Here is a 21,066-nt window from a genome sequence, read left to right on the forward strand (position 1 = left end):
CGAATTTATTATCACAAATTTGATTATATAATAATCACAATCATTTTAGCATAATAAATAGGAATTAAAATAAAACGTTTTTTAATTAGAATTTTCATTAAATTCAAAACAAAATAAAAGGCACTTTACTTTTTTAATAAAGTGCCTTTTTCCATATGATTAATGAGTTTCTTTGTTGCCTGTTTGCCTTGCAACCGAAGCTCATCTATTGTCAATTGTAACTCTTGCTGCACAGTTCCTTGTTGCATTAATTGCTTTTTCGCAATTTCATATAAATACTCAGCACTCCATTCGCCATCCACACTCCCTATAACTGGCTGATTCACTTGACTTAAAAACGAATCAATTTTCGGATCGTATGAAATCCCGACCATTGGAGTTTTGGCTACGGCAGAAAAAACAAGTGCATGAAGACGCATACCAATTAGTAATGAACATTGTGATAAAATGAATATTTTCTCGTCGATATCCATTTTATACGGAAGCATATACGTCTCTTCTCCCATTAAGTCTACTACTTCACGCGAAGCTTTTTGATCAAATGGCTCATGCATTGGAACAAATAGAATTTGGTATCCTTCTTGCTTTAATTTTTTTAATGCCGCAGCTAATTTTTTTATATAATCTTCTTTTGCATTCCAATAACGCACACTAACCGCAATTACTTTTCCATGTATCGAATGCTTTTGCAACCAATCCGATTGTTTTGTCCGTTTCCATGTTAAAACAGGGTCTGGAACAATTTCAATATCGTTTTTTATGCCAAGTTCTTTTAAATATAAAAACGAATCCTCATCTCGAACTGATACATAGGAAGCTTTTGACAAGTTCCATTTTACTAATAGACGATTATATCCTTTTGTAATTGGACCTATTCCTTGTGAATAAATATAATACGGCTTTTTTAATAATCGAGCGAGTCCCATAATACCCGTATAATATAGAATACTCTTCGTACTTGTCTGATCTTGAAGAAGGCTCCCGCCACCGCTAATGACTCCATCACTGTTTTTGATTGCATGATAAACAGCTTTTATATCCCAGCGATCTACCGATTCTACACCATACATTTTCTTTGTATATTTAGAATCATTTGATAGTACTACTAGTTCTATATCCGGGTTCTCTTTACTTAACGATTCAATAATTGATTGTAGAATCGCCTCGTCTCCAACATTATAAAAACCATAATATCCTGATAAGACTAAACGCACCCTAAATCTCCTCCAAAACTAGGTAACCGTTTATTTCATCTAACATAAACTGGTACCCATTCCTTACCTAAACACTTGATACCCTACATAGTTTCCTCTTTATCAGTTCATATGAATTATAATAAAAAATTAAATTTCTATATTTATCTTTTCAAAAATGGTATTTTGTTTATTGATATCCATTTTAATTTCAAAGCACATACACCATACAAAATGGTTGTAATACTTAATGCTATACCACTGAATAATAACGTCATAATTCTTGAAGTTGTAACATCTATCACATTACATAATTCATACAATCCTAGTCCCAAAATACATGCTATTGCTAGCACACCGAAAAAGCTTTTTAAATGAATAGAATAGGCAATATAGCTTCGAATATACAAATGATTTACAATACAAATCAATACGTAAGTAATTAGTGTACTATACGCCGCTCCATCTATGCCAAACTTCTGCACGAACATCATGTTTAACATGACTTTCACACAACTCGCACCAATAACAATCCATGCAGCTTGTGCAGAACGGTTAATGCCCTGTAAAACACCTATTGATAATACCATAACCGCAGTAAAATACGAACTGCCAATCATAACTGTTAACATACTACTGCCTTTTACGTCTGTGAACAATCCGACATTTAACGGTACTGTTAATGCCATCAACCATATTGTTAACGGTGCTGTCAAAACATGCGCTAGTCGATTTGTATTTTGAATTGTTATTTTCGCCAAATTTATATCTCTTTTGGCCAATGCGGAAGTTAAGAGTGGTATTAACGGAAATACAATTGCACTTGCAAAAATAACAATTATTTGCGTGAATGCAAAACCGCGACTGTATATTCCAAATTGTTCTTGAATTTCTGTTGATGATCCTTGTAATACATGCGGTATTGTAAGCGAGTCTACTAAATTTAAAAGTGGCATTGATAAAGCTCCGATAGCGATTGGGATCGATACCCGCAATATCTTTTTGCCGTTTTCTCTTAAATCTCGGAGCGAATAGGAATTGCTTTTATTGTAGTATGGACTTCTATTATATTTTATACGCAAATATATAAGCGAACTAATGACTCCAAGAAAAGAGCCAACCATCGCACCACTAGTAATAACAGTATTACTCTTATCCCATGATACTAGTATGTAAGCAATTATTAACATAAAAAACACACGTACAAATTGCTCAATGACCTGTGATACCCCTGTTGGTTTCATATCACCGAAACCTTGAAAATACCCTCTATACACCGCCATGTATGGCGCAATGAGTAATGCTAATGAAGTAATAAGCAACGGCATTCTAGTTTCTTGTCCACCGAGCATATTCGCAATTTCAATAGAAAATAATACAATGACTAAACAGCCGAAAACGCCAAATGCTATCCCAATAATTGACGCTGATTTAAATAATTTCGCAATTTCCTTTTGCTTATTTTTTTCGTTCAACTCTGCAATTAGTTTCGAAATTGCAAGTGGAACTCCGGCTACCGATAATGTAAGAGCAATCATATATACAGGAAAAACAAGGCGAAAAATACCGAGCACTTCATCTCCTGCAATATTTTGTAATGGAATTTGAAAAAAACTACCAAGCAATTTTGACAAAAAAGTTGTAATGGTTAAAATTGCTGCTCCTTTTACAAATGTTTTATTCATATTTTTTCTCTTTTCTTTTATACATATACTCTCAAACATATTGTTTTAAGCGATAGGGATTCATTTTATCCCATTGGTTATCATAACAAATTTATTATAGGTTGAATACTTGGTTTTTTTTTCAAAATAGAAAAGCGAACCCATTTAAGGCTGTCTCTTCACAATATTTTTCTAATTCCTTCCATTATATATGTACACACTATAAGCGTTTCTGTTACGCCAAAAGAGCCCTTCCTCTCTGTCACTGCGATACATATTACTAAAAACATTATAAAAACATCCCACAACTCTACATTATAATTTATGTAAAATTGTGAGATATTCTAATTACTATCTAAACACTTAAGATTTTCAATTGCTCTTTCTGTTCATCGCTTGCCATTACTGCGATTGTTTTTTCAATACTCGGATGTACTTGCTCAAGCTTTACACTTGCTCCTACTTTATTTGATTGCTCAACAAAATTTAATAATGTCATAGCTCCTGATACATCCATATAACGCACATCTTTCATACGTAAAACAACCGGTGACTTCACATCTTGTAAAGTAGAGAAAATACGATCTACTGATAGGAAAGAGAGCGGCCCTTGAATTGTGTACGTTTCTTCTTTTTCTTTTACGATAGAAGTTTCACGTTCTTTACATTTCACCATATATATGATGAACGAAAGAATAATACCGAAGGCAACAGCAATCATTAAATCGAACTTCACCGTTACAATCATCGTTACGAACATAACAACGACATCACCTTTAGGAGCGACATGCATCTTTTTCATGCTTCCCCAATCGAACATTCCAATACCAGTTAAAATTAAAATACCTGATAATACAGCAAGTGGAATATATTGTACGACCGAACCAAGACCCATAATAAAAATAAATAAGATAACACTATGCATACATGCCGAAAGTGCCGTTTTACCGCCACTTCTTATATTCACGATAGACCTTACAGTCGCACCTGCACCTGCTAATCCGCCAAACAATCCGCTCATCATATTACCGATACCTTGTCCAACGAGCTCTTTATTACTTTTATGACGTGTACCTGTCACATTATCCATTACGACCGATGTTAACAACGAGTCAATCGATCCTAATAAAGCAATACTAAGCGCTGGTAAAATAAGTGCTGCTATTCCTGTTCCACTTAAAGATGGAATATGAAGCGTAGGCATCGCTTCTGGAATGGTTCCAATCTTTTCAATTACTTTATTTAGTGAAAGATTTCCGATAATCGGTAACTTTACTGTAAGTCCTTCGAGTAGAGAAGAAAATAAAGGAAGCAAAGCTGTCACACCGACTAGTGCTACTAAACTAGACGGAATCGCCTTAATCCATTTGCCAGAAACAATCATTACAATAATCGTTAACACAACAAGTAAAAAACTATTTTGTACGTGTTTTATTTCGCCTAAAATAATGATTAATGCAATACCATTCATAAATCCTGAAACGACAGGATACGGAATATATCGAACGTAAGAACCGAGCTTACATACACCGAATAAAATTTGAAATAATCCTGCCATCATAAAGGCAATAAAACTTGCCTCTAACCCGTGCGTCGCAATAACTCCTGTTGCAATAACGGTAATCGGTCCAGTTGGCCCTGTTACTTGCCCAGGTGTCCCGCCAAATAACGCTGCGAATAAACCTGCAAAAATCGCACCATACAATCCAACAAGCGCTCCCTCAGACGTTCCTGTCGCGGCAATACCAAATGCAATCGCAAGTGGTAACGCAACAATCGCAACAGTAAATCCTGCTAAACATTCCTTTGCTATTTTTTGAAACATAAAAAAACCACCTTTGTATAAAGTCCATGTTCCATTGTACACCTAAAAAGATACATTCGTTAGCTCACTTTTTACATTCTCGTGACGTAAACGTATTCAACGAAAAGTTTTCCCCTTATCTTTGGAAACAATTGCAACTATGCTATAATGAACAAATTAAATCTTTTACTATATACTTGGAGGCACTATGCTAACTTTTGAAGAAAAATTATCGATTATTGAATCTTTCCCAGAACTAGAAAGAAAGAACGTATCATTAAAACGTGTAAACTTCCACTTTGAAGAAAGTCGTTTAGATAAAAAGAACGTTGTATTTCATTTACACCCAAATGGAAATGGATTTGTATATGCAAGCGGTATTAAAGGTTATAAAACAGATGATAAAGGCATGGTTAACATCCGTGAGTTTTCAGCAGAGGAGTTACGTTCAGTAATTGAGAAATCAATTGACCTTCTATCACAAGAAGAGGTAGTAGCACCTGTAGAACCTGCGAAAGAAGAAGAATGGCAGAACGAAGATGGTCATATTCTTACTCTTATTTCAGAGGATGACATGTGGAACGTGTACGCTGGTGTAAACTTAGACGGTACATTCAACTCTTATCCAGAAGCTGCGGAATACCTTGATGAAGAAGGCTTTTCACGCAAATAAAAATAGAAACCTATTTCATTCAACGACTTTTATAGTAATCAAAGAAGACACTTAAGGTGTCTTTTTTTGTTATATAAACTCCTTTCTCACACTATCTCTACTAATTTTCATAAAATGATTCAGAGGAGGTTTATATGAATACAACTGCTAAATTAATAAATTGGAAAGAACATGGCGATATGATTATTCTAGAATGTGAATTAAATGGAAAACGCTTCGAGATATCAACATATAAACAAAGAATATATAATGCACACCTTTTATCAGCTGACGTTTATATTCGTTTAGACTCATCTGATAATATAATTGGAATAAATATTTATAAAAAGTAAGAAAAGCCCCCTATTCCGTAGGCGGGCTTTATCTTTATTACACAACATCAGAGTATACTCTCTTTTTTTCATACAGTTTATGTAATTATACATATTCATCAAAAAATACACTAAATGAATATTACATGTAGTAAAATATAACTTGTGGGCACGTTCTATAAAGCAGATTCTTTTAAAAGGCGTAACATATCAATTATTATAGGGGATGTGGCGTCACTTCAATATTGATCTCAAATCTCTTGTCTTTTGTGAACTAACAATCTAGTGTATATAGACGATTCTGCTTTATAGTATGTGTTTACACTCATAACAAAGGGGTAATGGTAATACGGATAGATTCGTATGAAATGAAATGGTTCAAGTCGGAGAGAGGCACCTTAAGGTGTCTTTTCTTTTTGGACATTACATCCATTTTGTTTTTCCACCTTATTTCAAATGCACTAATTAACCTTCACCAAGAAGAAACGAGAATTAACAAAGATATTGTTTCTTCTGTTTAATACAGAAAAATGAAGGATACCCCATAGATATGGGGTATCCTTCATTTTTTATTTTTTCGCACCTTTCAATGACTCCCTCAGCACAAACTTCTGCAACTTCCCGCTCGCATTACGAGGAAGTTCATCTACAAATAAATAATGACGCGGACGTTTATAATCTGCTAGTTCATCACTTTCTTTGCAATACGTTTCTAAATCAGCTTCTGTTATTGTTTCATCTTTCTTCACAATAACCGCCACAACACGCTCTCCCCATAATTCATCTGGCTCACCAAGTACGGCCACATCTAATATACCTGGATGACTATGAAGGAAATCTTCAATTTCACGAGGATAAATATTTACGCCACCGCTAATTACCATATCATCAACGCGATCAGCAACGAATAAATAACCGTCTTTATCAAAATAGCCTAGATCACCCGAATGATACCATCCTTTATACATCGATTTTTTATTCGCTTCTTCACGATTATGATAGCCAGCCATCATAGTTGGGCCGCGCAAAATAATTTCTCCCACTTCATAAGGAGGTAATACATCCTCTGGTTCTGCCGGTGCATCCTCGTTCGGTTTCACAATACGAACTTCATGGCTAAAGCATGGCGTGCCTGCTGAACCAGCTTTCGTAATTTGATCCTCCTCTACGAGAAACGCAACAACTGGCCCCATTTCTGTCATTCCGTATATTTGAACAAGATCAATATAAAGACGTTCTTTACATTCTTTTACTAACGCCGGTGCCATTGCTGCTCCGCCGTATATACCAATCTTCATCGAAGTTAAATCATACTGAGCTAAATCTTTTTGCAACAACATATTCCACATTGTCGGCGCTGCAAAGAACGTCGTAATCTTTTCTTCTTGAATCGTATGTAATACTGTTTCTGTATCAAAATGATGCAAAATAACATTCTTTCCGCCAACTTGAATGCGTGGTATGATTCCAGCGTTTAATTCACCACAGTGATATAAAGGCGCAACGACAAGCCCTACACTATCTCTATTATATTTAAGGAAATACGTACAAATCATACTATGCTCAGTCATTTCGCGATGACGATGTAATACGCCTTTCGGATGACCTGTCGTACCGCTCGTATAAAGCATTGAACAATAATCCATTTCATCAATTTCGATATTTACTTTCTCAGAAGATGCTGCATTCACTTTTTCATGGTAGGAACTTGCATAGGAAGGTTTATCGTTTTCTATAGACCAAAAAGATGTATTTGGAAAATCTCTTTCAATTATAGCAACAGTTGACTCAACTGCTTTTTCAAAGACAACGACTTTCGAGGATGCGTCCTGAAGAATATAAGATACTTCTTTCGCCTTTAAGCGGAAATTAATCGGGTTAAAGATCGCTCCGATTTTCGCACAGGCTAAGTAAACGTTTACAAATTCACGGCAATTATATAAGTAAACAGATACCGTATCTCCCTTTCTTACTCCGTCTTCTAATAGAGCGTGCGCTGTTTTATTTATTTGTTCATCCCACTGTTTATACGTCCAGCGAATATTCTTTTCAGGTTCCACTAACGCCTCTTTATTCGGATACTTACCAACTGATAAATCAAAAATTCTCCCTATCGTCATGTACATGCCAACAATTTCCCCCTTTTCTCTTTCATAAATCTATCATTTCGTCCATAAGTAGACATTGTCCTTTAATGATTTGACTAATTTTTCTGATTATTATCGACATAGTTTTACATACGGTACCGCTAGACGGTAAATGAAATTATATCGGCGATTTTCCAGATATATCGACCGTAACTTGAAATATATCAGCGATTTTCAAAATATATCAGCGCAACTCGAATTATATCAGCGATTTTTCGAATATATCGACTTACCGACAAAAACTGACAAGATATAATCGGACCGCCCGTTACTGCAGGATAAAAAGAGGTTGTTCCAACTCGGAACAACCTCTTTCTTCTTATGCAAATAGCTCTTCTAAAATTTTCAGTTTATCTTCTGTATATTTCACAAAGCCATCGTTATATGATTTTGGATCTTTCGGATTTGCGAAGTGCGTAATTGCTCCCGTCTTCGGATGAACAAATTTACTTGATGCACCACAACCAAGTCCGATAATTGATTGTACTTCTTCCATAATGACAATGTTGTAAATACTTTCTTGCGTCGGCATTGCATAACCAACGTTCTCTAAGTTACCTAAAATATTCTTTTGACGATATAGGTAATATGGTACGTAATTATGCTTTTGCGTCCACTCTTCTGCTTCGTGCATCATCGCTGTAATTTCTTCGCGACCTGCTACTTTATATTTACGTTTGTTTTGCGTCATTTCAGAAGCACGTTTAAATGATAACGTATGAACTGTTAATGATTCTGGCATTAACTTTTCTGTTTCATCTAACGTATGCTTGAAGATATCTAACCCTTCACCAGGAAGACCAATAATTAAGTCCATATTAATATTGTTCATTCCCATTTCACGAGCTAAATGGTATTTCTCAATTGTTTCTTCTACAGTATGATGACGTCCAATTGCTTTTAGTGTCTCTTGATGGTATGACTGTGGATTAATACTAATACGGTCAATGTTCCATTTATTTAACACTTCTAGCTTTGCTGGCGTAATTGTATCTGGGCGACCTGCCTCAACTGTTACTTCACGCACATTTTTCACATCTGGGAACGCTTCATACATTTCTTCATACAGCATATCCATCTCTTCTGCTGTAATACTTGTAGGTGTACCTCCGCCGTAATAAATCGTCGTAACTTTTACACCTTTTTCTTTTAAAAACTTACCAATTTCACGAACTTCATAATGTAAACCACCTAAGAACGAATCAACAGACCCTTGGCGTCCATTAATCGCATAAGCCGGGAATGTACAATATGCACATTTCGTTGGGCAGAACGGAATACCGATATAAATACTTACTTCTTCTTTCAAACGGTATAAATCTGGAACAACTGCTAATTGGCAATCAACAATGCGCTGAAGAAGTTCAATTTTCTCTTCATGAATTAAATAACTTTCACGAAGCTCTTGATGCGCTTCTTCTTTTGACATACCATTTTGAAGCATTTTATGAAGAAGTTTCGTCGGACGTACTCCCGTTAAAATACCCCAGCTTTGTTCAATACCAGTTAACTGCTGAAGAACAGAAAGATATACATAAGAAACAACGTGTTTCACTTGCTTCATACGCTCTTTTTCATCTGTGAAAGCAGATAAATCTTTCGAGAATGTTTCTTCATACACATTTCCTGTGCTAACATCCGTTAATTGAGCGGATGCTTTCACATTATCCTCAATGTGTATATCAACGATAAGATTTGCTTCCTCTTGTTCAAATCCAATCGTACTATCTTCAAAAAATAAGCCGCCAATATTTTGTAGCGGACGTAAAAAACGATCATCTTGTAACGTTTTAATTGAAATTAACAACATTATCACCTTTTCATTTGCAAACTCTCTTTAGTTTACTTGAAGGGCGTTTACAGGTCAATACAGAAGGTTTTACCTGTTTCTCTTACATTTTTTCAAATAATTCTTTTTATGAATATCGCTCCTGTATATAGACATCATCATTTTCTCTTGTTAAAATTTATTAGTACTAAAATCGATACATAGTGAAAATACAATATAAAAAGGAGGAATGTTAACACTAGATTCCATAATCTAATGTGTTAAAAAAAATATGAAAAAGAAATTTTATAGTGTTTTAACTCTCTCTCTTGCATTACAAACTGTTCTTGCACCTACTTATTCATTTGCAGAGAGTGCTGAAAAATCCGCTGAAGTATATACGGAAGATCAAGTTTTTAAAAGTATTAAAGAGCATGTTAATGAGCATAGTACTCATGAAGAAGATATCGAGGTTACTGGTCAATTCCTACTATACACTTCAAAAAAACATTCATTATATACCGCGAATGATTTAAAAAACAAATCGAATATCGAGATTACAGAACAAGTCGTAACGGCGACAAAGAAAAAAGGAAATGCTTATTACATAACGACGCCAACTGGCGCTGGATGGATAGATAACAATGATAATAGCTTAGAAGTTCAAGAGATTCATAAACTATCTAATCAAAAATTAATCGTAAAAGAAGAAGCTTCCATACATGCCCTTCCGTTCCAATCATTTAAAGAAGAAGGGAAACTACAGCCACAAGTCATAACTCCTACTGAACAAGCTGGAAATTGGTTTAAAGTCCAAATAAATGAAACAACAAAATGGATTTATGCACCTTCTGCTACATTTGAAGGTACAAAAGCTTCATTATTAAAAAACAGTCGTACTGCTAAAAATAGTTTATTGAGATCGCCAGAAGCTCTACAAACAAACAATATTTATGGCGTTACATTTAAAGAAATGATTGTCCCAAAAGGAAATGACGATATTCGCCCTGGCTACCCGATGGTACCTAAATATATTACGATTCACGAAACAGCTAATACAGCGAAGGGTGCCAATGCTCTAAATCATGCAAAATTCTTAGATAATCAAGCACGCGGAACAGCTGATCGCGCCGCATCTTGGCATTTCACAGTAGATGATAAAGAAATTTATCAACATCTTCCAGTAAATGAAGTTGGATGGCATGCTGGAAATAAAACTGGAAACTATGAATCTATCGGAATTGAAATTGCCGTTAATCAAGATGGAAACTATGAAAAAGCGGTAGAAAATGCCCGTAAATTGGCAGCTTATTTAATGAACGACTTAAATATTTCTCTAGATAAGGTCCAAAAACACCAATTTTGGTCAGGAAAAAACTGCCCTGCGTTTATGATTCAACGCGGACAATGGGATGCTTTCTTAAAAGGAACTGAAACATACTATAAGGAAAATCAAAAAAATCCCATAACTGATGACATTACAGGTGGATGGTATGAACAAGACATTCGTCAATTAGCAGCTAGAGGCATTATGCAAGGAGAAGGGAACGGCAAGTACTTCCCAGAACGTCTTGTAACGCGTGCTGAATTTGCTACACTAATTACTCGTGCTTTACAATTACCAAGTGGAAATGCTAATTTCACAGACTTAGAACAAGTACACCCATCGTTAAGAGACGGTATTAATCGTGCAGCAAGCGCAGGTATAATCCGCGGACGTGGTGATAATACATTTGATCCAAATACTACAATTACACGCGAAGAAGCTGTTATTATGATCGATCGTTCTCTAAAACACGCTGGTATTTTTGCAAAACAAGTTGAACTACCATTCGTAGACCAAAACTTAATTTACGCTAAAGAAGAAGTACAAAGAGTGTATGGATATGGAATTGTAAAAGGTAATGAATTTAATCAATTCGTACCAAAAGGACCATCACAACGTGCACACGCAGCTGCATTTATAAACAGAATGCTTAGCGTAATTGAAGCTTAACATATTTATCATTCCATATAGATATTTTCATTTTATCTGTATTCACTTAAAAGGCATCAGAGATTATATATCTCTGATGCCTTTTATACATCTTTTAGCTATTTTTAGCCATGAATCTTAAACGTATGCCTAATAGCAGAAGCATAAAACCGATGAATGGAACGTAATTCGTATTGTGTCCTGTAGCTGGAAGTTGTTGATTATTAGAAGAACCTTGTCCTTTTTCTGGTAAATTAGGTTTTTCTACTCCCTCACCTGGTTTTTCTGTTCCTTCACCCGGCTTCTCTGTTCCTTCATCTGGCTTTTCTGTTCCTTCACCTGGCTTCTCTGTTCCTTCACCTGGCTTCTCTGTTCCTTCACCTGGCTTCTCTGTTCCTTCACCTGGCTTCTCTGTTCCTTCACCCGGCTTTTCTGTTCCTTCACCTGGTTTTTCCGGACCTTTTTCTGTATCTTTTTTATTTGTAATTTGAAGCTTTACAACTTCAATTTTTTCATTAGAAATCGTAAATTTTATTTCCTTATCGGATAAAGTATATCCTTCTGGCGCTTGGATTTCTTTTAAAGTGTAATCTCCTGGTTCTAACTTCTTAGAAGTCGCTTTACCGCTCTTGTTTGTTGTTAATGTGTCGATTTTTGTTCCGTCTTTCCAAATTTCAAACACTGCGCCTGCTAATATTTTATTTGTATTATTAGCGTCTACCTTTGTAATTTCTAATTGACCTGTAATTTCTTCTTTCACTTTTTCATTCATAACTTCTTGTTTTACTACTTCATTTGCTACAACATTTACTTCTACTGTTACTTCTAACGCTTTATAACCTTCCGGCGCTTTCGTTTCCTCTAACGTGTACTTTCCTGGCACTAAGTTTTCGAATTTCACAACACCGTCTTTATTCGTTGTTTTCGCTTCTCCAACTACTTGACCAGCTTCGTTCTTTAATTTAAATTCTGCACCTGCTAGAACTTTTCCACTCTCCGAATCCTTTTTGATTACTTGTAAGCTTCCTAGTTCTTTTGCGTTTTCTACTTGTACTTCTACTACTTTGTTTGCTTCCACAACGACTTCAATTTCTTCTTTTAACAACTTATATCCTTGTGGTGCTTTCGTTTCTTTTAATGTGTACTTTCCTGGCTCTAATTTCTGTGAAACTACTTTACCAGTTTTATCTGTTCGTAACGTATCTACTTTTTTACCATCTTTATACACTTCGAATTCTGCATCTGATAATACTTTCGTTTTATCTTCCGCATCTACTTTTACAATTTCGAATTGACCAAGGCTCTTACTGTTCGTTACTTTTACATCAACAACTTTTTCACCGTCAACTGTTACATGAATTATTTGTTTTGTTAACTCATAACCTTCTGGTGCTTTTGTTTCTTCTAACGTATATTCACCTGGCACAAGTCCGTCTACTTTAACCGTTCCAGACTTATCTGTTGTAATTCCTTCTTTTACAACATTTCCTTTCGCATCTTTCAATGTAAATTGTGCGCCTGCTAAGCGTTTCGTTTGATCTTTATCATCCATTTTAATAATTTGTAGAGAACCTAAGATTTTTTCGTTTTCTGCCTCTACTTTTACTACTTCTTTCTCGTTTTGAATTGTTACTTTCCATTCTTTATTTGAAAGCTTGTAGCCCGCTGGTGCTTTCGTTTCTTTCACTGTGTATTCACCTAGCGGTAATTTCGGTGACATCACTTTTCCACTCTCATCTGTTTTTAGTTCTGCTACCTTTTTACCATCTTTATACACTTCGAATTCTGCACCTGATAACAATTTCATTTTATCATTCGCATCTACTTTCACGATTTCGAATTGACCCATTACTTTTTCATTCATGACTTCTTGTTTTACTACTTCGTTCGCTACAACGTTCACTTCTACTGTCACTTCTAGCGCTTTATAACCTTCCGGCGCTTTCGTTTCCTCTAACGTGTACTTTCCTGGCACTAAGTTTTCGAATTTCACAACACCGTCTTTATTCGTTGTTTTCGCTTCTCCAACTACTTGACCAGCTTCGTTCTTTAATTTAAATTCTGCACCTGCTAGAACTTTTCCACTCTCTGCATCCTTTTTGATTACTTGTAAGCTTCCTAGTTCTTTCGCATTTTCTACTTGTACTTCTACTACTTTGTCTGCTTCCACAACGACTTCAATTTCTTCTTTTAACAATTTATATCCTTGTGGTGCTTTCGTTTCTTTTAATATGTATGTTCCTGGTTCTAATTTCTGAGAAACTACTTTACCAGTTTTATCTGTTCGTAACGTATCTACTTTTTTACCATCTTTATACACTTCGAATTCTGCATCTGATAATACTTTCGTTTTATCTTCCGCATCTACTTTCACGATTTCAAATTGACCCGTTACTTTTTCGGAGATCTTTTTATTCACCACATCTACAGTCACTATTTTATTAGCCTCTACATCAACAGAAACTGAACTAGATGATAATTCATATCCTTTCGGTGCTTCTACTTCTTTTAATATATAGCTTCCAACTGGAAGTTGTTTCGATAAGGCTTCACCTTTATCATCTGTAACAATCGTTTCCACAACTTTCCCATCTTTATCGATAACATCAAATTTTGCACCTGGTAGAAGTTGACCAGATTCACTATCTTTTTTCAATAATTTAAATTGGCCATTCTCTACTTTTTTCGTATTCTTCATAACAAGTTCAATTACGTTTGTATTATCAATTGTTACTTTGACTGGTGTATCAACTTTTATATATCCTTCTGGTGCATTTATTTCTTTTACAAAATAGTCACCAAGTGGTAAATCTTTAACTTCCGCAATACCCTTTTCGTTTGTTGTAACAGTAGCCACAACGTTATTATCTTTGTCTATAACATCAAATTTTGCGTCTTTTAAAACAATATTTTCATCTTTTTCATCAACTTTTTTAATTTGTAAATGTCCTTTTTCAACTGCTGGTTTATTCCACTTTGGCCAGTTAAATTTAAAGTTATGAACCTCAAAACCATCTCTTTGGTGTAATCCTCCAACATAGGCTTGTCCATTAATAGAACCACCTTTTGTTTCTACAACTGCATTAGGTGCAAACACACTACCTACTACACCATAACCTTTAGTTGTTATCTTTGTAGCATTAGGAAATACCCAAATTACCTTACTAGCTAACTCAGTAAAAGATGAATTAGGATCGTATGCTTGAGATGTATTAATTAAATCCGTCGCCATCCCAGTATTTCTTGTATCATACAAAATTGCACCGCCACCAAAACTCACTTCTTCTGCATCTGAATAAATAACAATAAAGTCTTTATTCTCTACATTCGGAAGAAAAACGTCTTTTACATCAAATGTTTTCTTTCCAGTTTGGCCTGAAGAGACATAAATATTAGGGTTATTTAAATCTTCACCGATGCCAAAGCTCATATTAGGTTTTGGCTTATCAGTCTGTAGTTTACTTGCATCCCCGATTACACCATCAACGTCTTTTCTAAATTCTTTAAACTTAGCATCAATCTCCGCTTGCTCTTTATAAGAGATACGGTCATATGATGTTTTCATTGCGCCATCTGGGTCACCGTCTTTTGTCATCGCCACTGTTCCATCTTGAATAATTACTTGTCCTGCTCCCGCTTTCGTAAATTGACCGCCTAGTAATAATGATGGATATCCTTCATCTACCCAAGTTGCTCCAGCTAAGTTATTTGCTCCAGTTGCAGCCGCTACGACTGTATAACTTGATGCGTTCATATTTTTCTGAACAGCCATCGCACCTTCAATATCCGCACTCGTTGCACTATGATCTCCAAAAATGATGGCATTGTAATAAGATACATCACCTAAACCTTTTAATTCTGTTGTAGCTGCCTCTGCTTTAAATGGTAAGTGGATTAAAAAATTCATACATATTAGTAATACAACTATTAAACTACTACTTAACTTTTTAATTTTTTGATTAAATGATTTCCTCAAGAAATTCATTCCCCCTTTTAAACTTCCTAAAACCACAAAAAGAAGTACATATCATATGTACCAAACCTTACTCACATTAACTTAAAATAATCCATTTAAATAAAACAAAGAAACACTACAACTACTTAATAAGATTGCTACAATTCATTTTTGAAATAATACTTGAACTAAACTGTCATGCGGAAATACTTTTACGTATGGGAGCCCAATAAAATTAATCTGAAGAATATTTCATGTGGTGTAACTATTTTGGCAACATCATTCACTTTACATTAGTTTTCTAAAGGATTCAAGTGAATTGTATAGATTTCATACACAATTCATATTTTAAAACGCTTTCACTGTTTTTAATAAGATAAACAAAAAAACGTAGCCAAAAAGCTACGTTTTTCTGTCATCGTTTCGGTGTATTTTTATGATTCTTCAAAAACGGAAGCGGGAATTGCTTACGGAAATGCTCTTTAATCATATACTCTACACCGTTTTCGCTATTTGAACGTGTAATCCAATCTGCTGCTTGCTTTAATTCTACAGGCGAGTTCCCCATTGCTACCCCAAGTCCCACGTTTTCAATAATCTCTAAATCTTCCATACTATCTCCAATCGCAACCATTTCATTTAGCGAAATATTTAAATGCTCTCCAAGCAATTGTAATCCACGTAACTTTGATACATTTTGCGGTAAAATTTCTATTCGTTTTGAATCACATTCAACATACTCTACATCTTGAAATGCTTTTCTTAATGTGTTCAGTCCTCTTTCTTTTTCACCTTTACTTTGGAAAAGAACATCAATTTTTGGCGCTGCTACCGGATGGTCACGAAGCGCGTCACCTAACGAATCTACAAATTGAACTGGATAAAATAACGGATCTGCGCTTGATAATACAGTGCGCGCAATTAAGTTTGGTGTATTTCTCTCACGATTTCCTATTGAAAACCGTTCATGAGAAATACGTACGTTACAATCAAAGTGCTCTAACACTTGCACAATGTTAAAAGTCTTCTCTTCAGATAATCTTCTTTGAACGTACGGCTTATCTAACGTTGCTGAAACGAAAGCACCACCATGTGTCACTAATATAGAATCTAATTTTAACGCCTTTGCTACTTTATGAGCGGATTGAAAATTACGACTCGTAAATAACGTAACGTATACATCTTTTCTTTTCACAAATTCAATTGTTTCTCTTAATCCTTTTGCAATTTTTCCATTGTTGTATAGTAGTGTCCCATCTATATTAAGAGCTAGTAAGCGATAAATCATGTCGCACTCCCCCTCTTCGCTGTTGTACTCTATCCATAATTTATGAAATAAACCCGATAAATAGAACGAGTTAGAATTACTACTGAAAATTTGGTTTACTATATACATATACACTTAGTAAAGGAGATAGTACAATGCAGGCACCTCCTTCCTTTTATGAAGGCGATACGTTAGAAGTCGCAAAAAAATTACTCGGGCAAAAACTTGTTCATATTGTAGACGGAATAAAGCGAAGCGGAATCATTGTAGAAGTAGAAGCATATAAAGGCCCAGATGATAAGGCCGCACATAGTTACGGAGGCAGACGAACAGATCGCACAGAAGTTATGTTTGGTGCACCAGGGCATGCTTACGTATATTTAATTTACGGTATGTATCATTGCTTTAACGTTATTACAGCGCCAGTGGGCACCCCGCAAGGTGTTCTCATTCGAGCTCTTGAGCCGGTAGATGGAATAGAAGAAATAAAACTAGCGCGCTACAATAAGACAGAAATTACAAAAGCGCAGTACAAAAATTTAACGAACGGTCCTGGCAAACTATGCCGTGCACTTGGCATCACTTTAAAAGAACGCGGTGTATCGTTACAAAGTGATACGTTACATATTGAATTAGTTCCAAAAGAAGAACACATATCATTACAATATAAAATAACAGCAGGACCTCGTATTAATATCGACTATGCAGAAGAAGCTGTACATTATCCGTGGCGTTTTTATTATGAGGGACATCCGTTTGTTTCAAAGAAATAAACGATATCGACTTACCGACAAATAAAAGAAGACTGTTCCAAAGTGGAACAGTCTTCTCCTTTTACTCCGCACCTTCCGCAGTTGCAATATTATCCTCTAAGTTTTCTCTTGATAATTCAGCCGCCATAAAATCTGCTGTTTCTGGAAGTGCTAAATGCATATGAGCTTTTTGACAAATTTGGATCGTGCAGTTTTCTACAACATAGTCGAAAACATGTCCGCCTCCGCTTCTTTCATCATCAATGTAATGTAAGTGGAATCCAGCTACCCCAATACCTTGTGCGTAATCTGGTGTCCAAAATCCAGCAAGCGTACCTTCTGTATTTTCAAACGAAAAGATTGGTTGCGATTTCGTCACTTCAACGAGTGGTGTATACGGTTTTTCTTGTCTTGGAACAGTTCTCGTTCTTACTTCACGGAACGTACCGTCCATTCGAATAGCGTAAAATAAGTTTTTACTTGGCATTAATTCATGTAATAACGCTTCAACTTCTTCACGATTCATCGAACGCTCTACCGTATAACTCATTTCTTTTTCAAAAAACGTTACAGTTGCAAATGGCGTTGTTTCTTCTGGCTCTACTTTTTCCGCTGAACCGTCTGAACGTAAATGATAAAATCCATTATCAAATGCAATCATTTCACCGTCTAATTGATCAAATGTGCCGATGCCGAAATCACCATGTTTTTTCAAATCTTCAAAGCTAATTACACCATCATATATACCATCTAATAGCGCAAGCATTGTAGATGTTTGATATACTTCATTACTCGTTTTCGTTTTTTTTGCATCAATATCAATTAATTGCGCAACAGTCATCTCAAATCTGCCTCCATTAGTTTAATTGGTTTGGTAATAATTTTTCGCTTAATTTAATGTTGTCACGATAGTCAATTGGAATATCAATAATGACAGGGCCGTCTGCTGCTAGTGCTTCTTTCAATACCCCTTCTAATTCATCAGGCGTGTTAACACGAAGACCTAACGCCCCGAAACTTTCCGCATATTTAACAAGATCAACATCACCAAACTCTGTAGCTGATGTTCTGCCGTATTTCATCATTTGTTGGAATGCAACCATATCATATGTGCCGTCTCTCCAAACAAGATGGACGATTGGAGAATTTAAACGTACCGCCGTTTCTAACTCCATCGCTGAGAATAAGAAACCACCGTCACCTGATACGGAAACTACTTTTTTACCTGGTTCTACTAAAGTAGCAGCAATTGCCCAAGGAAGTGCAACACCTAACGTCTGCATACCGTTACTAAATAATAATCTACGTGGTTCATAAGAACGGAAACATCTCGCCATCCAAATAGAATGGGAACCGATGTCACATGTAACAGTTGTATCGTCACTAATTAAAGAACGAAGTGTACGAATCACTTGAAGTGGATGCGTAACACCCTCCGAAGCACGGTTCGGAACTTCTGCTTGTTCTGATAATTTCGCGCGTAATCGTTCTAATACCGCTTCTGATTTCGTACTTAATACAAGTTTCGGTAATTTCTCCGCGATGCTATTTACCGTTAAGGCAATATCACCAATTAATTCACGCTCTGGTTGGTAATCATGGTCGATATCTGCTTGATGGTCGTCAAGATGAATAATCGTTCTGTCGCCAAGTTTATTCCAGAATTTTGGATCATACTCGATTGGATCATAACCGATAGAAATAACAAGGTCTGCTTCTTCTAGTAAAATATCACCTGGTTGGTTACGGAATAATCCAACGCGGCCGAAGAAATGATCTTCTAACTCACGTGAAATCGCACCAGCTGCTTGATATGTTTCAACAACAGGAAGTTCTGTATCCGCAATTAATTTACGAACAGCTTTCGTCACTTCATTTGTGCTCGCTCTCATACCAAGTAGAATAACTGGTAATTTCGCTGATTTTATTTTTTCTACTACATATGTAATATCATGTGTGGGAGCGATTCCAAGCTGTGGCTTAGAAAGCGCACCGATAGACTCTACAGTTGTTTCCGCAGTCATAACGTCTTGCGGAAGACTTACTAAAGTAGCTCCCGGATTTGTGGAAGTCGCACTTCGAAATGCATTACTAAGTGCTTCTGGCACATTATCAGGATGCTCTACTTCTACGCTATATTTTGTGATTGGTTCGAATAGTGCAGCATTATCCATAGATTGATGCGTACGTTTTAATCGATCCGTACGCGGTACTGCACCAGCTAAAGCAACAACGGGATCACTCTCCGCATTCGCAGTAACAAGACCTGTCGCTAAATTTGATGTCCCTGGTCCTGAAGTTACAAGACATACGCCCGGTTTCCCTGTTAATCTACCAATAGCAGCTGCCATAAATGCTGCATTTTGTTCATGACGACAAACGATTAACTCTGGTCCTCTTTCTTGCAATACATCAAATACAGAGTCAATCTTTGCTCCTGGAATACCGAAAACATGTGTAACACCTTGTTTAATTAAACAATCAACAACAAGATCTGCTCCTTTTGTTTTTGTCTTCACGTCGTTTGCTTTTACACCTGTACTCAAAACTAATCATCCCTTTATTTCATAATGTGTGTAATAAAGATTTTAATTTCACCTAGTTAATTAAGCTGGTGAAGTATCATTTATCATTATATTACAAATGCATTATTTTTCCAACAATATGAATTCGACATTATTTTGACAAGATTTAAAGAATACGCTTACAACCTTTTGTTTATCTTAAAATAACATTTTTATATCTCTTCTAAAAATGTACAAAAATACTTCCACCTATTCACATTATTAACAAATTTATAGTACCTTGCAAAGAATAATAGTAAGTGATATATTTGTAAATAATGGAATACCCATCATTTGGAATTTTATTCACAATTAGTATATCTCCTTTCAAAAAGTAGATATAGATTGAGTGTGCTGTTTAGAAAAAAGATAGGATTTTCAGCCATAATTCATCATTTTATAAAGGAAAGTGATTGTTATGAACAAAAATGAATTTTTAGAGCAACTTAGTTCTTCCCTACGGAATATGCCTAATTTAGAAAAAGAGGATATTATCTCGGAGTACGAAACTCATTTTATTAGTGGTAAACAAGATGGAATATCTGAAGAGGAAATTTCTAAAAAGCTAGGAAACCCTAAAACTATCGCTAAAGAACTTAATATTTCATATGTAATAAGTAACGCTGACAATAGGCGCAGCCTAAAAAATATTATGACAGCACTGTTTTCTGTTATGAGCTTAAGTATTTTAAACTTTATATGTATCATTATCGCCTTTTTCGTACTACTCTTTTTATTACCGATTCTTCTAGCACTTATCATTGCCACGCCAGTATTAATTATTTCGCCTATTTTATTAATAGGATTAGGATTCTTTAAAGGGTTTCACCAAATCAGTTATTCCGATGTTTACAATGTATTCATAGCTTTTTGCATCGGCTTACTAATATCAGTCATATGTTATCAAATAATAAAACATCTATACGTAGCTTTAGTTAAGTATTTGAAATGGAATGTAGCTATTTTGCAACGACACTAATGCAAAAGGAGATT

14 protein-coding genes are annotated in these 21,066 nt (G+C 35.5%); 5 read left to right on the forward strand and 9 right to left on the reverse strand.

What is annotated here, in order from left to right:
• Positions 1 to 125: 125 nt before the first annotated feature.
• From csaB to GBN78_RS09510, 3 genes are all read right to left on the reverse strand, one after another.
• Positions 126 to 1,214: a polysaccharide pyruvyl transferase CsaB gene (gene csaB, locus GBN78_RS09500; protein ID WP_001241602.1), complete on the reverse strand. Its 1,089-nt coding sequence runs from the start codon at positions 1,212 to 1,214 to the stop codon at positions 126 to 128.
• A gap of 143 nt (positions 1,215 to 1,357) precedes the next feature.
• Positions 1,358 to 2,878 (reverse strand): putative polysaccharide biosynthesis protein, encoded by a 1,521-nt coding sequence (locus tag GBN78_RS09505; RefSeq protein ID WP_001043998.1) that lies wholly within the window; start codon positions 2,876 to 2,878, stop codon positions 1,358 to 1,360.
• A gap of 334 nt (positions 2,879 to 3,212) precedes the next feature.
• On the reverse strand, positions 3,213 to 4,682 hold the full coding sequence (locus GBN78_RS09510; RefSeq protein ID WP_070183563.1) for a SulP family inorganic anion transporter: 1,470 nt from the start codon (positions 4,680 to 4,682) through the stop codon (positions 3,213 to 3,215).
• 187 nt (positions 4,683 to 4,869) lie between these two features.
• Between GBN78_RS09510 and GBN78_RS09515 the strand changes: the two genes are divergently transcribed.
• Complete coding sequence (locus tag GBN78_RS09515) at positions 4,870 to 5,334, forward strand: hypothetical protein (protein WP_000954998.1); 465 nt, start codon at positions 4,870 to 4,872, stop codon at positions 5,332 to 5,334.
• A 134-nt stretch (positions 5,335 to 5,468) separates the two neighbouring features.
• Positions 5,469 to 5,666, forward strand: a complete 198-nt coding sequence (locus GBN78_RS09520; RefSeq protein WP_001098258.1) for a hypothetical protein — start codon at positions 5,469 to 5,471, stop codon at positions 5,664 to 5,666.
• Between the two features lie 548 nt (positions 5,667 to 6,214).
• On the opposite strand, the gene GBN78_RS09525 is transcribed toward GBN78_RS09520, so the two are convergent.
• The gene (locus GBN78_RS09525) at positions 6,215 to 7,771 is read right to left on the reverse strand and encodes a fatty acid--CoA ligase (RefSeq protein ID WP_000281980.1); all 1,557 of its coding nucleotides are present in this window, start codon (positions 7,769 to 7,771) and stop codon (positions 6,215 to 6,217) included.
• 340 nt (positions 7,772 to 8,111) lie between these two features.
• Complete coding sequence (locus GBN78_RS09530; protein WP_002164625.1) at positions 8,112 to 9,602, reverse strand: coproporphyrinogen III oxidase; 1,491 nt, start codon at positions 9,600 to 9,602, stop codon at positions 8,112 to 8,114.
• A gap of 250 nt (positions 9,603 to 9,852) precedes the next feature.
• Here GBN78_RS09530 and GBN78_RS09535 point away from each other — a divergent pair, with 250 nt between their 5' ends.
• Positions 9,853 to 11,556 (forward strand): S-layer homology domain-containing protein, encoded by a 1,704-nt coding sequence (locus GBN78_RS09535; protein WP_000726529.1) that lies wholly within the window; start codon positions 9,853 to 9,855, stop codon positions 11,554 to 11,556.
• Between the two features lie 94 nt (positions 11,557 to 11,650).
• On the opposite strand, the gene GBN78_RS09540 is transcribed toward GBN78_RS09535, so the two are convergent.
• Together GBN78_RS09540 and GBN78_RS09545 are read right to left on the reverse strand one after the other, a co-directional pair.
• On the reverse strand, positions 11,651 to 15,511 hold the full coding sequence (locus tag GBN78_RS09540; protein ID WP_152127313.1) for a SpaA isopeptide-forming pilin-related protein: 3,861 nt from the start codon (positions 15,509 to 15,511) through the stop codon (positions 11,651 to 11,653).
• Positions 15,512 to 15,905: 394 nt separating this feature from the next.
• Positions 15,906 to 16,778: a Cof-type HAD-IIB family hydrolase gene (locus GBN78_RS09545; protein WP_000640418.1), complete on the reverse strand. Its 873-nt coding sequence runs from the start codon at positions 16,776 to 16,778 to the stop codon at positions 15,906 to 15,908.
• Between the two features lie 134 nt (positions 16,779 to 16,912).
• Here GBN78_RS09545 and GBN78_RS09550 point away from each other — a divergent pair, with 134 nt between their 5' ends.
• Complete coding sequence (locus tag GBN78_RS09550; RefSeq protein WP_001148796.1) at positions 16,913 to 17,530, forward strand: DNA-3-methyladenine glycosylase; 618 nt, start codon at positions 16,913 to 16,915, stop codon at positions 17,528 to 17,530.
• Positions 17,531 to 17,591: 61 nt separating this feature from the next.
• On the opposite strand, the gene alsD is transcribed toward GBN78_RS09550, so the two are convergent.
• Both alsD and alsS read right to left on the reverse strand, forming a co-directional pair.
• Positions 17,592 to 18,350, reverse strand: coding sequence for an alpha-acetolactate decarboxylase (alsD, locus tag GBN78_RS09555; RefSeq protein ID WP_000215027.1), 759 nt, complete (start codon positions 18,348 to 18,350; stop codon positions 17,592 to 17,594).
• A gap of 16 nt (positions 18,351 to 18,366) precedes the next feature.
• Positions 18,367 to 20,055, reverse strand: coding sequence for an acetolactate synthase AlsS (gene alsS / locus GBN78_RS09560; RefSeq protein WP_000103523.1), 1,689 nt, complete (start codon positions 20,053 to 20,055; stop codon positions 18,367 to 18,369).
• A 436-nt stretch (positions 20,056 to 20,491) separates the two neighbouring features.
• Between alsS and GBN78_RS09565 the strand changes: the two genes are divergently transcribed.
• On the forward strand, positions 20,492 to 21,052 hold the full coding sequence (locus GBN78_RS09565; RefSeq protein ID WP_030023509.1) for an HAAS signaling domain-containing protein: 561 nt from the start codon (positions 20,492 to 20,494) through the stop codon (positions 21,050 to 21,052).
• Positions 21,053 to 21,066: the final 14 nt, after the last annotated feature.

It is taken from the genome of Bacillus sp. B2-WWTP-C-10-Post-4 (assembly GCF_009183805.1).
Taxonomy (GTDB): domain Bacteria; phylum Bacillota; class Bacilli; order Bacillales; family Bacillaceae_G; genus Bacillus_A; species Bacillus_A cereus.

Coding starts and splice junctions, on each gene's coding strand:
- GBN78_RS09550 (WP_001148796.1), top strand. CDS start 16,913: ATGCAGGCACCTCCTTCCTTTTATGAAGGCGATACGTTAGAAGTCGCA.
- GBN78_RS09515 (WP_000954998.1), top strand. CDS start 4,870: ATGCTAACTTTTGAAGAAAAATTATCGATTATTGAATCTTTCCCAGAA.
- GBN78_RS09520 (WP_001098258.1), top strand. CDS start 5,469: ATGAATACAACTGCTAAATTAATAAATTGGAAAGAACATGGCGATATG.
- GBN78_RS09530 (WP_002164625.1), bottom strand. CDS start 9,602: ATGTTGTTAATTTCAATTAAAACGTTACAAGATGATCGTTTTTTACGT.
- GBN78_RS09545 (WP_000640418.1), bottom strand. CDS start 16,778: ATGATTTATCGCTTACTAGCTCTTAATATAGATGGGACACTACTATAC.
- GBN78_RS09525 (WP_000281980.1), bottom strand. CDS start 7,771: ATGTACATGACGATAGGGAGAATTTTTGATTTATCAGTTGGTAAGTAT.
- GBN78_RS09565 (WP_030023509.1), top strand. CDS start 20,492: ATGAACAAAAATGAATTTTTAGAGCAACTTAGTTCTTCCCTACGGAAT.
- alsD (WP_000215027.1), bottom strand. CDS start 18,350: ATGACTGTTGCGCAATTAATTGATATTGATGCAAAAAAAACGAAAACG.
- GBN78_RS09535 (WP_000726529.1), top strand. CDS start 9,853: ATGAAAAAGAAATTTTATAGTGTTTTAACTCTCTCTCTTGCATTACAA.
- GBN78_RS09505 (WP_001043998.1), bottom strand. CDS start 2,878: ATGAATAAAACATTTGTAAAAGGAGCAGCAATTTTAACCATTACAACT.
- GBN78_RS09510 (WP_070183563.1), bottom strand. CDS start 4,682: ATGTTTCAAAAAATAGCAAAGGAATGTTTAGCAGGATTTACTGTTGCG.